Source organism: Niallia sp. FSL K6-0212, from assembly GCF_038007605.1.
Classification (GTDB): Bacteria; Bacillota; Bacilli; order Bacillales; family Cytobacillaceae; genus Niallia; species Niallia circulans.
On sequence record NZ_JBBOXL010000001.1, the window covers coordinates 4,796,512 to 4,813,321 of the forward strand.

General features: G+C 35.1%; 15 protein-coding genes. All 15 read right to left on the reverse strand.

All coding sequences use genetic code 11. The features are described 5' to 3' along the window. Positions 1-30: 30 nt before the first annotated feature. The gene (locus MHH96_RS23145; RefSeq protein ID WP_047941846.1) at positions 31-867 is read right to left on the reverse strand and encodes an EcsC family protein; all 837 of its coding nucleotides are present in this window, start codon (positions 865-867) and stop codon (positions 31-33) included. Between the two features lie 183 nt (positions 868-1,050). Next, positions 1,051-2,241, reverse strand: coding sequence for an acetate kinase (locus MHH96_RS23150; RefSeq protein ID WP_047941845.1), 1,191 nt, complete (start codon positions 2,239-2,241; stop codon positions 1,051-1,053). Between the two features lie 270 nt (positions 2,242-2,511). Further along, positions 2,512-3,495 (reverse strand): class I SAM-dependent methyltransferase, encoded by a 984-nt coding sequence (locus MHH96_RS23155; protein ID WP_047941844.1) that lies wholly within the window; start codon positions 3,493-3,495, stop codon positions 2,512-2,514. 141 nt (positions 3,496-3,636) lie between these two features. Continuing rightward, entirely contained in the window at positions 3,637-4,137 is a 501-nt protein-coding gene (tpx, locus tag MHH96_RS23160; protein WP_047941843.1) for a thiol peroxidase, read from the reverse strand. Positions 4,138-4,303: 166 nt separating this feature from the next. Further along, positions 4,304-4,756 carry a GerW family sporulation protein gene (ytfJ, locus tag MHH96_RS23165; protein WP_047941842.1) on the reverse strand — a complete coding sequence of 151 codons (453 nt, stop codon included), beginning with the start codon at positions 4,754-4,756 and terminating at the stop codon, positions 4,304-4,306. Between the two features lie 19 nt (positions 4,757-4,775). After that, positions 4,776-5,462 carry a DUF2953 domain-containing protein gene (locus MHH96_RS23170; RefSeq protein ID WP_047941841.1) on the reverse strand — a complete coding sequence of 229 codons (687 nt, stop codon included), beginning with the start codon at positions 5,460-5,462 and terminating at the stop codon, positions 4,776-4,778. A 199-nt stretch (positions 5,463-5,661) separates the two neighbouring features. After that, on the reverse strand, positions 5,662-6,225 hold the full coding sequence (locus tag MHH96_RS23175; protein WP_047941840.1) for an RDD family protein: 564 nt from the start codon (positions 6,223-6,225) through the stop codon (positions 5,662-5,664). A 12-nt stretch (positions 6,226-6,237) separates the two neighbouring features. Then, the gene (gene sppA / locus MHH96_RS23180) at positions 6,238-7,251 is read right to left on the reverse strand and encodes a signal peptide peptidase SppA (protein ID WP_047941839.1); all 1,014 of its coding nucleotides are present in this window, start codon (positions 7,249-7,251) and stop codon (positions 6,238-6,240) included. Between the two features lie 105 nt (positions 7,252-7,356). Continuing rightward, positions 7,357-8,283, reverse strand: coding sequence for an EamA family transporter RarD (rarD, locus tag MHH96_RS23185; protein WP_047941838.1), 927 nt, complete (start codon positions 8,281-8,283; stop codon positions 7,357-7,359). 108 nt (positions 8,284-8,391) lie between these two features. After that, positions 8,392-9,990 (reverse strand): amidohydrolase, encoded by a 1,599-nt coding sequence (locus MHH96_RS23190; RefSeq protein WP_047941837.1) that lies wholly within the window; start codon positions 9,988-9,990, stop codon positions 8,392-8,394. A 93-nt stretch (positions 9,991-10,083) separates the two neighbouring features. Beyond that, entirely contained in the window at positions 10,084-11,661 is a 1,578-nt protein-coding gene (gene mbcS, locus MHH96_RS23195) for an acyl-CoA synthetase MbcS (RefSeq protein WP_047941836.1), read from the reverse strand. A 245-nt stretch (positions 11,662-11,906) separates the two neighbouring features. Then, on the reverse strand, positions 11,907-12,113 hold the full coding sequence (locus MHH96_RS23200) for an alpha/beta-type small acid-soluble spore protein (RefSeq protein WP_031534962.1): 207 nt from the start codon (positions 12,111-12,113) through the stop codon (positions 11,907-11,909). A gap of 121 nt (positions 12,114-12,234) precedes the next feature. Then, positions 12,235-13,443, reverse strand: a complete 1,209-nt coding sequence (thiI, locus tag MHH96_RS23205; RefSeq protein ID WP_047941835.1) for a tRNA uracil 4-sulfurtransferase ThiI — start codon at positions 13,441-13,443, stop codon at positions 12,235-12,237. Next, positions 13,440-14,585, reverse strand: a complete 1,146-nt coding sequence (locus MHH96_RS23210; protein WP_047941834.1) for a cysteine desulfurase family protein — start codon at positions 14,583-14,585, stop codon at positions 13,440-13,442. The genes thiI and MHH96_RS23210 overlap by 4 nt, the downstream gene beginning before the upstream one ends. A 380-nt stretch (positions 14,586-14,965) precedes the next feature. Continuing rightward, positions 14,966-16,669, reverse strand: coding sequence for a septation ring formation regulator EzrA (gene ezrA, locus MHH96_RS23215; protein ID WP_047941833.1), 1,704 nt, complete (start codon positions 16,667-16,669; stop codon positions 14,966-14,968). Positions 16,670-16,810 lie beyond the last annotated feature (141 nt).

Genomic DNA, 16,810 nt, shown 5'->3' on the forward strand with positions numbered 1-16,810 from the left:
TCCGCACCTTTTTGGTCCCGGTTGCTACACTTATCTTAAAGACGGATAAATTCCATCTCGTTTACTTAGTAAATAGCTTTTTTGATAAAAATGATGTGCCAATTCCGTCATCTCTTTCGTAAAATGGTAATTCGCCGCTGCTCCTATTATGGTACCAGCCATACTCGATTTCCTTTTAAAAAATAAGATAAATGAAAGCTTTATCAGCTCACTTAATAAAGAGTGCAGCATCTTTTCCTGAACTATTTCATCCTTTCCATCATAAAAGAAACCTTGCTGTTCTTTCTCCAATTCATCCATTAGCTCATTCCATGCTTCTTTTCGCTGCTCATGCGGTAAACACCCTGCACAGAAAACTTTCAATGCTGTCATGATTTCATTGGGACTATCAGCTGGTCTCCCATATAGCGAAGCAAGAACCTGAACGGATCGAAGATTAATAATAAGCATCGAGAGAAAATCGCCCATGAAAAAACCAGTATGCTTCGAAGCCAAAGCCCCTTGGGCCGAGGCAAGCATCCTGTAATGAGCCATTTGTTTTTCTGCAATGGATTGTAATTGGTCTATACTCAATTTTGTCATATCTCTTAAAGTGAAGATTGATTCATTATGTACTCTTGCCTGCTGCATAATTTTTTGAGCGGTGTTTCGTTGAAATGTGGAATTAATTAAGATGGCATGAAGATGGAATAAGATATTATTAAGTGATCGTACAATTTTTTGTTTTTGCCATTCAGGTAAATAGGATAAGCCAGTATCTATGTAATCAGAATAAAGATGGAGAATTTTGATTGATCGTTCACTTTTCCGTTCATTTTCCCATTGCTCTAATTTATCCAAATAATAAGCTTCAGCTTTTGTAAGCATTTAATCCCCCCTGAATAATAAGAATCATTCCTTATTTTACTAAAAGAAGCCAATAAAAGACAATATATTTATCCATTCAAGTAGTATTCCTTTTTTAATAGGAAAAAGACAATCTTTCTCGTACATTATGCTACGAAAAAGATTGTCTTCTAATTTTTCATCCTAGACCTTTGTACGCTTAACTTAAATACCAGCTAATCTACAAACGTCTCTTGCAATCATTACTTCTTCATTTGTTGGGATTACCATTACTTTTACTGGAGAATGTGGATAGTTAATGAATGACTCTTCACCAGAGATTTTATTCAATGTTGGATCCCAATAAACTCCCATAAATTCAAGCCCTTGAAGAACTCTAGCACGAACAATTTCACTGTTCTCACCAATACCAGCAGTAAAAATAATTGCGTCTACACCGTTCATTCCAGATGCATATGATCCAATGTATTTATGGATGTTATCTGCAAAAATTCTCAATGCAAGTTCCGCACGATCGTTGCCTTCTTTTGCTTGCTCTGTAATATCACGTAAATCACTGGAGAAACCAGAGATTCCTAAAAGACCACTCTTCTTATTTAATACTTGTAATACTTCATCAGCAGATTGATCTGTTTTTTCCATGATAAACGGAATTAACGCAGGGTCAATATTACCAGAACGAGTTCCCATTGTAACACCTGCAAGAGGAGTGAATCCCATTGAAGTATCAACAGACTTTCCACCTTCAATAGCTGCAATACTAGCACCATTTCCTAGGTGACATGAAATTAAGCGTAATTGGTCAATAGGACGGCCTAATAATTCAGCAGCACGTTGAGACACGTATTTATGGCTTGTACCATGGAAACCATATTTACGAATTCCATATTGCTCATAATATTCATATGGAAGGCTGTATAAATAAGATTTTTCCGGCATTGTTTGATGGAATGCTGTATCAAATACTGCTACAGCCGGAACATTTGGCAATACATGTTGGAATGCACGAATACCAGTTAAGTTAGCTGGATTGTGTAAAGGTGCTAATTCAGATAAAGTATCAATTTTACCAATTACATCATCTGTAATTACTGCAGAATCAGCAAATTCTTCTCCGCCGTGAACAACACGATGGCCAATTCCTTCGATTTCATCTAAAGATGCGATAATGCCTAATTCTGTTAATTTGCCTAAAAGAATCTTAACAGCGACATCATGATCAGGAATTTCTGTAACTTCCTTGATTTTTTCTCCGTTGACAGAGATATTAAATACAGCATCAGTTAATCCAATGCGCTCTATTAAACCTTTTGTAATTACTTCTTCACTTGGCATTTCGAACAATTGAAACTTTAGTGAAGAACTACCAGCATTAATCGCAATTATTTTTGCCATAAAATGATTTACTCCCCTTTTGTATAACAACTTTTTATTTACTTTGCCTGACATTGAACAGATCGAATCATACAACAGACAAGATTTACTTCTTTCAGTTTTTCATTAAAACATTCTACTAGAAACATTTCAAGCACATTATGCCCAGTTATTCATTTTTTTTTAGATTTTCGTCGATTTTTCGAAAAAAAGACAAATTTGCGCCGATTATCTTCTATATAATAAAAGGAAACTGTCTTATAACACTTAACGTAATTTAAATTATTATCCTTACTTATTTGCTTGTATCCATGTGTCCAATTCACTTAAAACTTGTTCCATTGCACGCATATTAGAGAAGCTTGGAACTTTTGCAAGTAAAACTTGCTTTGGTGCTACTATATTATTCCCCTTTTTCTGTAGAATCAATATACTTTTTGCGGACTGTTTATTTTTGAAAAGCGTTTCCGGCAATTGCATTATTGCTTGTATGTGTACTTCTTCTTTTATATAGTCATGAAGTTTAGCCGCTTGCTCTGACTCAAATAAGTTATTAGGAATAACAAAGAAAGCATAGCCCCCAGGCTTAACATAATTTATACTTTGTTCGATGAACAAATGATGTGCATATGTATGCCCATCTTCCGCTTTCACTTTAAATTCATTCGCACGAATATCGTTCGGATAATACCCTACTGGTAAATCACTTACGACAACGTCGACTGGATCAATAAACAAATGCTCTAAGCTATCTTGGTTAAAAAATTCAATCGGTTGTTCCTGAAGATTCGCATTTACTAATGCTAACTGTAAAAGCAAGTCATCAATATCAACACCGTAGGCTGCAATATTCTTACCGACTTGATGGTTCATCGCAGTTGTTAATAGATTGCCTGTCCCAACTGCCAAATCTAATAACCGAAGCTCTTCACTCGTATAAAACTTTTGTACTAAATAACCAAAGAGGATTCCAATTGAATCTGGTGTCATTTGATGATTAGGCTGTGTATTTTCTTTCATTCCTTTTAAAATGACTAATTGAAATGCTTTACGAATTTCCTCTTTTGAATATTTAGCCAAGTGAATCGTTTCATATGATTTTTTTAATCTTTTTTTACTTAATTCACTTAACTCTTCCTGTAAAATCGCTTCTTGAAAAATATTCTCTCCTGTTAAAGCTAAAGATTCTAAATACGTATATTCTAGTTCTTCTTGTATAATCAATGCTGTTTCATTAAAAACTGTAAATAATTCTTCTACTGGAGAAATGTTCATGTTATCACCTAATTATTATAGATTTCTTATAAAATAAACCAAATAAAAAGAGTCTGTCCCTTTTAAAAGGCCAAACTCTAGCTTATCATACGGTTAAGAAATTAACCAGATAATCGATTGTATTATCTGCCGTTCGGCAAATTAATTAGCTTCTTTTACTGCTGCGATTGCTGCCTCATAATTTGGATGATTGCTTCCTTCACTTACATATTCTACGTATGTTACCGTATCATTAGCATCTACTACGAAAACAGCACGTGCTAATAATCGCAATTCTTTCATCACAACACCATATGCTTCCCCGAAAGACAAGTCTCTATGGTCTGATACGGTAATAACATTTTCCAACCCACTTGCTGCACACCATCTTCTTTGCGCAAAAGGTAAATCGACACTTACTGTTATTACTTCCACATTTTCAAGCTTGGAAGCTTCTTCATTAAATTTTCTTGTTTGCGCATCGCACACACCTGTATCAACAGAAGGAACTACACTAAAAAGACGAATCTTTCCTTTTGAGCTAGCTAAAGTCACTTCTGACATATCATTCGCTAATACAGTAAATTCGGGAGCTTTGTCTCCAACTTTAATTTCGTTCCCAATCAGTGTGACTGGATTATGTTTAAATGTTACATTTGCCATTTGTCTCTCCTCCATATTCATATGTAATTACTATCATCATATCGATAGTTGCTACTATTTGCAAAAAATACGAACTGTTTAAGGATATTTACAGGCAAAGTGAAACGAGCTCACCGATTCTTGTGAACTCGTTTTGCTAACAATTAAATTCGCAGTTTGCTGAACATTAAAATTCAATATCTTCTTTTTGTTGCTGTGATTGTCCTTCACTACTGTTGGAATTAGAAGATAAATCTTTCTTGGCAAACATTTGCTGAATTTTATCAACAGCTTGTGGAGCAATATCCAAGATTTTTTCATAAAGATGGGTACTTTCATCTAAGTGGACCATTTTTACTCCTTGAGCATTTACAATTAAAAATGCAATTGGTGTAATACTAACTCCACCACCGCTACCTCCACCAAAAGGATGCTTTGTTAAAGAATCATTTAATGAATGATTCTCTAACGTAAATTCGCTCCCTCCGGCCGCAAATCCAAATCCAACTTTAGAAACAGTTAAAATAACGCTGCCATCTGGTGTTTCGACAGGATCGCCAATAATCGTATTGACATCAATCATTTCTTTTAAATTTTCCATCGCAGTTGTCATTAAGCCTTGAATCGGATGATCTGACATTTTCCTATTCCTCCATTGTCTATTGTTTACTTTGGATAGACGTTTCATTTGTTTTAAAATTAGGGAAACCATCTTTCCAATATTTCACCAGTTTAATTCCTGCCATCATAGCATGCCCTAACCGAAATTGAATCATACAAGAAAATAATGTTTCAGAGGCAACTCCCTGAAATTGAGGATAGATATTTATTTTCGGCATATCACGCAGCTTCATATAATTACTCATCATTCCGATGATACTGCCTTTTACTGCCCAAATTGCACCCGAAACCATCCCTGTATGCGCCGCATCTCCTAGGCCCACAATGGAGCTCCATTCTATATTCTTTATTGTTAGTTTTGCTAAAAACGCTCTTACTATGCGGTGAAAATGAACAACATGATTTAATAACTCTTGGGAATTTGATAAAAAATTTAATAAATCTGAGCCAGAAAATTGTTTCGTATCCTCCATTGTCTCTTTTTTGCCTGTTATTTCTGTTTCTTCTTCTATTACTAATGAAGGAGAGTCCTCATCTATTTTGATTAGTGGTATCGTCTTCTTATACCGAATAATTCCAAATAACGCACGAACTTCTATTTTTAAATCATCGTTATCTTTCTTATGGTAATAGCGGATATGTATCGTTAATTTAAAAAAACATAAAGATAGTAGAAGTAATAAAAAAGCACCAATAATAATAGCTAGAATGAAAAGAACTTTCATTTTGGCAACACTTCCCTTCAGCTTATTATTATTGGATAAAGCAGCCAAAATTAAACATGCTAGGTCTGCAGTTAATTACCAGAAAGCGTGTTTCACAAAATCAATAAAAAAACCCAAACAATTATACGAAAATTACCATTTCCGTATAATTGTTCGGGTCTATATTCGTTAAAATACTGCAATCCTCGTCTCATTTTTGTTATCGGTCATGTACTACTGCCGTATCAGCAAATATATCATGAAGTCCTTGTTTCTTTGGTAAGAAGGCAACTAATGCATATAAAATGAAAAAGCTGCTAGAGATAAATCGACCTATCCACTCACGGAAAAGAATAGTATCCCATGTTAGTTTTTCTTTGTTTATCGGTACAACTTTTAATCCAAAAATCATTTTCCCTAATGTTTGTTTCAAAAACTTTGTCATTAACACAAAATATAAATAAAACGTAATAGCTGTACAAATGTTTACTGTTGAGAAAATCCCTGATTCGTATAACGGGATATCGGCTATTCGTAAAATCGGATAGATTAGAATTCGATTGACACTTGAAACAATAATTAAATCTGCTAGATATGCCCAAAAGCGCATCCAGAATCCTGCATACACATAAGGAGCTTCCCCCAATGGCAACTTCTTTTCTTTTGGTACATTTGGTGTCTGCTCATCCCTATCTACTGTTTCCTTATATGAAATAGTAGATTCTGACACTGTTTCTCCCTTTAAAGAAGTTTCAGTTTCCAACTTTTCATGTTCATTACTCAATTAGTTCCCCTCCTATTCTGCATATAAATACATTAGTCGAGGTGAGTTAGCATTTGTGACGATTTTTAATATATTTGCTAATTCTTTATCCTCACTTGTAATTAATTTTTTCGCAGTCACGCCAAACAAGGAACCAAAGCCAGTATTGTCCGTATACTTAACAACCGCAGCATCATTTAATTGATAGTCTGCTTTCATCTTTTCTACCACATCATCAAAATAACCAAAATCATCAATTAAATTTAATTCCTTCGCTTGTCTTCCATCATAGATACGACCATCTGCGATTTTCTTCACTTCTGCCTCTTTCATACCTCGTCCATCTGCGATGACTTTAACGAAACCAGCATATGAATTATCAATTAATCGTTGTAAAATGTCTCTTTCTTCCTCTGTCATTTCTCTAGTAGAACTCATGATATCCTTGTATTTACCACTTTTAATTGTAACAAATTCAACACCATACTTTTCAGCTAGACCTTCAAAATTATATCCACTCATAATAACACCAAGCGAACCAGTTAATGTTTCAGGACTTGCAAAAATTTTATCAGCAGGGGCTGAAATATAATAACCTCCAGAAGCTGCCATTGATCCCATTGAGACATAAACAGGTATTTTAGCTTCCTTTTGAATTTCCACTATTTTATCGTGAATCTGTGCACTTTCCACTACTCCTCCACCTGGAGAGTTCACTTTCAAAATAACCCCTTTTACACTTGGATCTTCTTTTATATAATCCAGCTTTTCCATAAAGGAAGTATGGTTATATCCAGCTGCTGAAAAAAGAGAATCAGCATCACCAGTATCCTGTATCGTTCCAGACACTTCTAAAACTGCTATTTTATTAGCGATATTTCCATCCTCTATGTATTCTTCTACATAAGGCGCTTTACCTTCACCTAGAAATTGTCCAAATAACTCTTCCACATCGGTTGTAAATGCTATTGATACCAAACTAGTAATAATGGAGAAGGCAAAAATAACACCTGCTATGCCTAAAGCTGCCCAACGTTTTCCATTCATTCACTCAAAACCCCCTAATATTCGTTCTCTTTCCTTTACGTTCTACCAAGAAAAATGTTTCAGAAAAATGCATAATTCCAACTATAGTATTTTATTATTTTTCTCTTATGCTATTCCTTTAGCTTCTTCTTTCTTTTCTGCTGAAGAAAATAGCTTTGTTCGCGAAAGAGAATAAATCGTTAATGCAGACCAAATAAATATAAATGCTAATAAGTGTGCCGTTGTAAATGGTTCGTGATAGACAAATACACCAAGAATTAATGTTAATGTAGGTGTTAAGTATTGTATGAATCCTAGCATGGATAAAGGAATCCGCTGCGCTCCCTTAGCGAAAAATAATAACGGAACAGCTGTCAACACGCCTGATATAATTAACAAAAAGTCTAAACTGGTTGAAACAGCCAAAAAGGCATGATTCCCTTTTGCAAATAAATAACCGATATAAAGGAGCGCAAATGGGGTAATAAACATGGTTTCCAATGTTAATCCTACATCGGAATCAACTTTGATTAATTTTTTTGCCAAGCCATATAAACCAAATGTCATTGCTAAAGAAATTGCTATCCAAGGAAAGGCTCCATGGGCGAATGTAATAATACAAACTCCGATTGCAGCTAATAGTACGGATACATACTGGATCTTCGATAATTTTTCTTTCATCACAAAAATGCCTAATAATACACTTACTAATGGATTTATATAATACCCAAGACTCGTTTCGATTATTTTGTTGGCATTTACCGCCCAAATATAGATAAACCAGTTACAACTAACTAGCACAGAAGCTATAAATAGCATAATCGCCTGTTTTTTTTGATACTTAAATGATCGTAGTGTTTGAAAAAACAATGTCCATTTCCGTGTAATAGTAAGTAAAATACACATAAAAATAAACGACCAAAATATTCTATTTGCAAGAATTTCATCTGCTCCTACTCCTTGCAGATGTTTCCAATATATCGGAAACAGCCCCCATATTAAATAGGAAATCCCCGCAAAGATGACCCCAATCCGAACATTATTTTTCTCCATTTTTCATCGCTTCTTTCTATAATCGAAATATTCCATATTATATACATTTTTTTGGAGGCTGACAATCAATCTTTTTTAGAAATCTTTGTAATGGATTAACTTCCTCTGTTAATTACGTTCGTACATTATTTCATTTCCCACAATGGTTTTCGTTACTTCGATTTGCTCTATTTCATGTGAGTTCACGTGAAATATATCCTTATTTAAAATCGTAAAATCCGCTACAAACCCTTTCTCAATCTTCCCCCGATCCTCTTCATGACAAATAGCATAGGCACTCCCTTTTGTATACAGGCAAACTGCTTCATAAATCGTCAAAGCCTCTCCGGGAATATATCCTTTTCCTTGTTTATCCTCTTGGTTAGATCTTGTCACTGCTGCTTGAATTCCTACTAAAGGATTCACATTTTCAATTGGAGCATCTGAACCACCTGCACAATGCAATCCTTCTTCTAATAATGTTTTCCAAGCATAACAGTATGCTAAATTTTCCTCTCCCAGTCTATCGATAACCCATGGGAAATCGGAAGCTACAAAGCTAGGCTGGATATCTAATATTAAAGGTAATCCCTTCATACGTTCGATTAAATCCTTGCGCAGCATGGTTGCATGGATAAGACGATCTCTCCCAGACCCTTGCAAGGGATACTTTTCAATAGCATTCAACACCATCTCAAAGGCAGCATCCCCAATGGCATGTACAGCAATCGGATTTTCTTTTTCTCTTGCCTTTGCTACTAGGTCATCTAACGTTTCTTGGGTAAAAATACTTACTCCATTTGTCGAAGGATCATCATGATACGGTCTACTTAAAAAGGCGGTTCTTCCTCCGAAAGCGCCATCTGCAAATATTTTCATGCTACCAAACTCTACCCATTCGGAACCACCTAAGTATTTCCCACCATCTTCTTTCATCTCTTCAAACACTTCATGGTGCACAAGCAGATGAGCTCTAAATAGATTGCCCTCTTCTTCTATTACTTTTTTAAAGGACTGATATGTTCCTTTATATCCATGATAGTAATTTAAGTCTTCTGTATGAGCTCCAGTAAGGCCTAATCGGTAAGCATCTTTAATTCCTGCTCGTAATGCATTCTCCACATATTCGTCTGTTACTTTTGGTAGAACACTTGTGATTAATTCTTGAGCTTGATCTTTAAATACGCCATTAAGGTTGCCTAATTCATCCTTCTCGATAACTCCACCAAATGGAACTGGTGTATCATTTGTAATATTGGCAATCTTCAAAGCATATGAATTCACCGCAATCGCATGCTTGCATATTCGGTTAAGGAGAACGGGATGATTGGGAACATGTTGATCAATGTCCTTAGCTGTCAGGACTTTCTGTTCAGGCCACATGTTTTCGTTCCAACCATCTCCGATAACCCATTCGCCTTCTTTAATATCCTTTGCATAACTAGCTAGCATTTGTAAAGCTTCCTCTTTCGAGGTGCAAGCAGATAAATTTAGTCTTAAAAGTTTTTCTCCGTGACCAATTAAATGCATATGACTATCAACAAAACCTGGTAGAAGCACATCACCTTTTAAGTCTATTTCTTCCTCTATGCTTTCTCCATGTTTTTCTAACAAATATTCCTTATCACCATAGTCTACTATATATTGTCCATCTGTTAAAATAGCTTCTACCAGATCTCCTTCTTCTTTAAGTGTATATATTTTCCCACCATAAATAAGTTTTCTCACGTCAATCCCTCCCCATTTTCACTTTTCTTTTTACAAAAAGGACACTCTTAAAAGTGCCCTTTTTGTCTCCCTGCTTCAATTCAATATACTGTTTTAGTACTTACTATTTTTTTCATTCTCTCTTAATTCAACTCGTCTAATTTTACCTGAAGTTGTTTTTGGCAGCTCATTCATAAATTCTATTTTACGAGGATATTTATAAGGAGCCGTTAATTTCTTGACATGGGATTGCAGCTCTTTCGTTAATTCCTCGTTTCCTTCCATTCCATCTCTAAGAACGACAAATGCCTTCACAACATTCCCTCTTATTGGATCTGGACTTGCTACGACCGCACATTCTTTCACCGCTTTATGTTTAACAAGAGCATCTTCCACTTCAAATGGTCCAATCGTATAGCCAGAACTGATAATAATATCATCTCTTCTACCTTCGAACCAATAATAACCATCTTCATCTTTTCTCGCACGATCCCCTGTGACGTAATACTCCCCGCGAAATTGATTTTGTGTTCTTTCTGGTTCTTTTAAATATTCCTTAAACAACGCTGGCGTATCTTTGTGAACTGCTATATCTCCAACTTCACCAACTGAACAAATTTCACCATCTTCATTGATGATTTCCACCAAATTTCCTGGTGTTGGTTTTCCCATGGAGCCAGGTCTTAATTCGACTCCTTTTGTTATCCCAACTAATAATGTATTTTCTGTTTGTCCATATCCATCACGTACATCTAGGTGGAAATGTTCTTTAAATACATCAATTACTTCCCTGTTTAATGGTTCGCCAGCAGAAACAGCACTTCGTAATTGGTTTAATTGATACTTATGAATATCCTCCACTTTCGCCATTAGACGATACTCTGTTGGTGTACAACAGAAAACATTCACTTCATATTTCTCCAAAAGTTGTAAATATTTTTCTGGATTAAATCGTCCATGATAAACAAGTCCAATTGCTCCAGATCCTAATACTGATAATAAAGGACTCCATACCCATTTTTGCCATCCAGGTCCTGCTGTTGCCCACACTAAATCTCCTTCTTCAATACAGAGCCAATTTGGAGCAGCTGTTCTTAGATGAGCATATGCCCATCCATGCGTATGTACAACACCTTTTGGATTCCCCGTTGTTCCTGAAGTATAGGAAATAAAAGCCGTATCTGTTTTCAATGTAGGAGCTAACTGCAGCTCGTCAGAAACATCTTCTGCTCTTGCATCTAAATGCATCCAGCCTTCTTTTCCTTCTCCCAGCACAAAGCGTTTAATCATATGTATATCTTCTACTAGTTCTAATTCGCCTATGAAAGGATAATAACTAACAACTGCTTTTACGTCTCCATGCTTGATCCGGTATTGCAAATCTTTGGCCCGCAGCATTTCAGAACTTGGTAAAATCGTTAACCCTAGTTTTAAAGCTGCTAAATATACTTGATATGCTTCTATTATTCGTGGAACAATAACAAGCACGACATCTCCTTTTTGTAACCCTTCATCCTTAAATACATTTCCTATTCTATTTGCTGCTTTCATTAAAGAGGAATATGTAACTTCTTTTGTTTCGCCTTCTTCGTTCTCCCATTTCAATGCTAGCCTATCTGGATTCTGGGCAAATTTCTCAATCTCCGAAACAAAATTATATTGTTTGGGAGCTATTAAATCTTCCGTCTTCATAACCTATTCCTCCTGATTCTAATTGTAAATACTTAACCCATTATACTACCCCATTTGTATTTTTTAAATTATTTAAATTTCAAAGCACTAGGAAATTGATAGTTTTTCAAAGAATTACTCTAAAATCTACATGAAAGTTCAATAGAAACTCACTCTGCAAAATGATAAAGTGTTTCTTTTTATAAAAATATCGTAAAGAAAAGAGCAAGGCATAACACCTTGCTCTTTGTAGCCATTTTATTCAATTATTTAGAGAAACCGCCGCCTAATTGTTGCTCAGCCATTTGAACTAAACGTTTAGTGATTTCACCACCAACTGAACCGTTAGCGCGAGAAGTTGTTTCAGCACCTAAGTTTACACCAAACTCAGTAGCGATTTCATATTTCATTTGATCTAGAGCTTGAGAAACTCCAGGTACTAATAATTGATTTGAATTGTTGCTGCTTGCCATGTGTATCACCTCCTTGTGATAATAGAATGTGTAATACACATGGCATTCATTCGTTTTAATTACTGGTAATTCTTCACAAAAATATTGGGGATTTTTGTTAGCAAAAGTTATGATGCTCCACTTAGAAAAGGGAATCCATTTCTGTGTTTATTTTATTTTCTTCTCTTTTCAGGATTATCGTTTCCACATTTTTGACTGCTTCTTCAATCAAAGGCTCAAAATCAGTAAAGCTTTCGTAATACTGTATTTTTTCCTTTTTCGGTTTTGTTTTTGGAGAAGAAGGTACAAATACTGTACAACAATCCTCATATGGACGAATGGAGATATCATGGGTATCAATTTTCTTTGCCCATTCAATAATTTCCGTTTTATCTGTTGTTATTAAAGGTCTTAAAATAGGAGTATTTGTCACGTCATTGATTGCATACATACTTTCTAACGTTTGGCTCGCCACTTGACCTAAGCTCTCACCCGTAATGATAGCTAGTGCTTCTTGCCTTTTCCGAATTTCGTCTGTGATTCTTAACATAATTCTTCGTGTTGCAGTCATCGTATAGTTCTCTGGAATTTGTTTATGAATCAACTGCTGGATTGTCGTAAATGGAACAATATGCAAGACAAAATGTCCGTTAAAACGAGCCAGTTTCTCCGAAATATCAATTACCTTTTGTTTAGCTCTTTCACTAGTAAATGGCGGACTAAAGAAATGTACTCCCTCTACTTCTAATCCCCTTTTCATGGACAAGTATCCAGCTACCGGACTATCCAATCCTCCAGATAACATCAACATCGCTTTTCCACTTGTTCCTGAAGGTAATCCTCCTGCTCCTGCTATATTTTCACAGGAAAGATAGATCGCTTCTGTTCTGACTTCAATTTGGACATTTATATCAGGGTTTTTAACATCTACTTTTAAACCAAGGATATTTTTTAATAAATGACCACCAATCGCCTGATTTATTTCATTAGTATCAAGTTCAAACCCTTTGTCTGCACGTCGAGCACTTATTTTAAAAGTAGATCCTTCCTCATATAAAGAAGTAACAATATCTAAAGCAGCCGCTTTGATTATTTCGATATCTCTTTCTAGCTTTATTGCAGGACTAAAAGATTGAATGCCAAAGATATTTTTAAGAACTTTGGAAATCTCCTCCACATCTTCCCCATTTAATAATACATACATTCTTTCTCTTTTTGCTTCAATAGACACAGCTGGAAACGCCTCTAAAGCCTTGGCGATTGTCCGTCTTAATTTATCTACAAATTGTTTTCTATTTCTTCCCTTTGTTGATAGTTCCCCATAGCGTATTAAAATACGATCATATTTCATTTCATTACACCTCTCAACCATTCTTTGATATCTTGTATAGCAGCCACTACTTTTTCCATTTCTTCCATTGTGTTTGCATACGAAAAACTAATTCGAAAAGAGCTTTCAGCAATTTGTTCGGATACACCCATACCTAATAATGTCTTACTAACTTTATTAGTTTTGGAGGAACATGCACTCGTTGTAGAAATATAAATATCACGTTCTTCTAACGCATGAACAAATACCTCTGCTTTTATTCCTTCAATAGAGAAATTAAGAATATGGGGCACACTTTTTCCTAGAGCTGGCGAATGGATAGAGACACCATCTATTCTAGCTAGCTGTTCACGCAAATAAAGATTTATCTGTGTTAGGACAGACATTTTCTTTTTTTGATTTTGTAGCTGCATTCGTAATGCCTTGGCAGTTGCTACTGCTCCAGCTACATTCTCGGTCCCACTTCTAAAAGCATTTTCTTGACCACCACCTGCTAATAGCGGTTGAATCCTTTTACCTTCTTTTATATATAGAACGCCATTTCCTTTAAGTCCATGAAATTTATGAGCTGAAATCGTATAAGCGTCTATATTTGCTTTCTTTAAAGAAATTGGCTGCTTTCCAATTCCTTGAACGCCATCCACATGAAAAAAAACATGCGGATAATTAGATAAAAACCAGCCTATTTCTTCAATCGGCTGAATTGAACCTACTTCATTATTAACATGCATCACCGAGACAAGGATGGTTTCTTTACGAATCTGTTTGATTATATCCTCTGCAGAAACTTGTCCATATTCATTAACGGGTACATACGTAATAGTAAATCCATCTTCTTCTAATTGTTCCATTACCTTGTGAATAGAATCATGTTCAATAGTTGTCGTTATTATATGATTTCCTTTTCCTTTAAACGTACGCGCTATCCCTTTTAAAACAGTATTATTCCCTTCCGTTCCTCCTGAAGTAAAAAATATTTCATTACTTTTTACTTCTAAGAGCTCAGCAATTTGTTCCCTTGCCTGTATTAGTAATTTCTCCGCTTCCATTCCTATCCCATGGATCGAGGATGGATTCCCAAAATACTTTTGAGATACAGTAGTATATGCATCAAGAACTTCTGAAAAAGGTTTAGTTGTAGCACTATTATCTATATAGATCATTACATCGGGAGTTCCTTTCCTTAAAAAAGTTAACTTTACTTAGTTAAATGGATATATTTATTAACAGCCATTTTGCTGTACCACATCATAAAAACAAAATCTTTTCTAGAAGGTAGTTTCCTTTTAAAAGAGTATTTATCGATTGAAAACTGCAACTGCTTTTTTATGTTCTTTGACAGGATATCCGATAAGTCGAACGCTTCACAACAGATGCCCATTACATTTAGGTAATAAGCCCCACCATGAAAGTTTTACTTTATAATGCTACCATATGTTAAAACTTTTGCAAATACACGGATAAGCTACTATGATTTCTTCATTACATAAAAAAAGTCTGAGTTTATTTCCTCAGACTTTTTTGCACATATTGCATTAGCTTTCTAATGTTGATTTTCTTTCCATTCATTTGACCAAGCTTCGATTTTATTCATACTGCCTGGCTCTATTTCTTCGATGGTGGCTGCTGCATATTGCAATGCTTCTTTATAGCGATAGTGTCTAAAATGAGCTTCTGCTTCTAATAAACCTTGATGGACTTTTTGATATTTACGACGATACCTGTTTCCATATTGAATAATTTTCTCTGCTAAATAAACTGTTTCAACCAATTCAATTGTTACATTTACTAGCATTGTCACTTTTTCTTCGGTCACATCAATTATCTTTTTCACTTCAACCATATTTAATGGCGTATGTTCTAGCATTCTTTTTGCTTGATCAATACTCTCTTTTGCTTCTTGCATTAGTTGATTGTATTCCTCTGTGACACCTGGCAAATTGCTATTTGTCACGCTTCTTACCGCATCTGCCACTTGTTTACTTAATTCTCTTAAGCGATTATGGGCAGAAACTTCGTCTTTACGAAGAGCATGCAGCTTTTCAAATAGTGCTTTTTGTTCTAAAGAGGCACTTTCTAACTGTTCCTTTAAATCTTTTAACTCTTCTCCCAAAAGTGTATGTGCTGCAGATTCGGTCAGTAATTTATGCTCTAATACTTCATATTGCTTGAATAGAAAATTTAATTTCTTCTCCAACTTAAATTGAAGCTCAATATCTTCATTATCTAAATTATAGTTCTTTTGTAACAAGCCAACCTCGACTTGAAGCTGCGCATTTCCTTGCTGCACATCTGCTAAGATTTCTTTTGTTGCATTCATATTGATATGGCAATAATTTTTTGCCAGCACTTCTTTTTCTAATAAGTCATAAAGTAAATCTAGCTTATCCTGAATTTCAGAAACAACCTTCTCTACGGCCTCCACATTTCCTTCCTTTAAATCTGTTTCTGTGGAAGCAAGTTCATTAGTTAAACTTGCTATTTCTTCATCCATCTGCAAATGTTCTAAAATGTATCCTTGCTCCAGCATATCTGCATAGCCATCTTTTAACTCATCAAGTTGTTCAGGCAGCTTCGTTTGACATTCAATTAATAATGGAGGAATTTTTTCAATCAAATAAGTAATAGTAGATAAGCGATCTTGGATTTTATAGACTATTTCTCTTGCTTCTAAATAATCTCCATTATTCGTTTTCTCCTCATAAGTAATAAATAATTCCGCTATTTCTTGAATCATTGTTTCAATCTTTTTCTCTGTATCACCAAAAGTATGGCGATGGGCTAAAAGATTTTTTTTACTGACACGATAGGATTCTTTTAGTTCTTCCATTTCTGTGCGGTTTTTTTCTTCACTACCGACAAGGTTATTAAGCTCTTCTAATAGTGTATCAATTCTTTTATCCACACTTTCCATTTTCATCCGAATTATATCTTGTGTCTTCTTCGCTCTTGGAAAATTATATTTATCAATATAACTCTCTGTATCAAAAAGCAGCTCTTCAATTTCAGGTAATTCAGCCGTAACGATATCGTCCCATTCTTGTCTCCATCTTTCAAATAACTCTTCAGTTTGTCCAATCATATTCAATTGTTTAACCTTCGCGAGTTCTTCCAGTACTGGACGATTCATGATATTTATTTTCCAGTTTTCTAATTCATCGACTCCGTTATAATACTTTCTTTTAATAAAATATCCCGCTACGAATAGGCAAATAACTATCCCTATTCCTCCAATTATGTAATTCATTTGAAGCCCCCTGTTCATACACCGGCCATAATTCCGTATCTATTTTCACTATTTTTTATCAAAATTAAGCAGCAGTAATCCGTAAGTAACAACAATGGATTAAATGCCCTAAAAAACTAAATAGGTTCAACAAATCTGTAC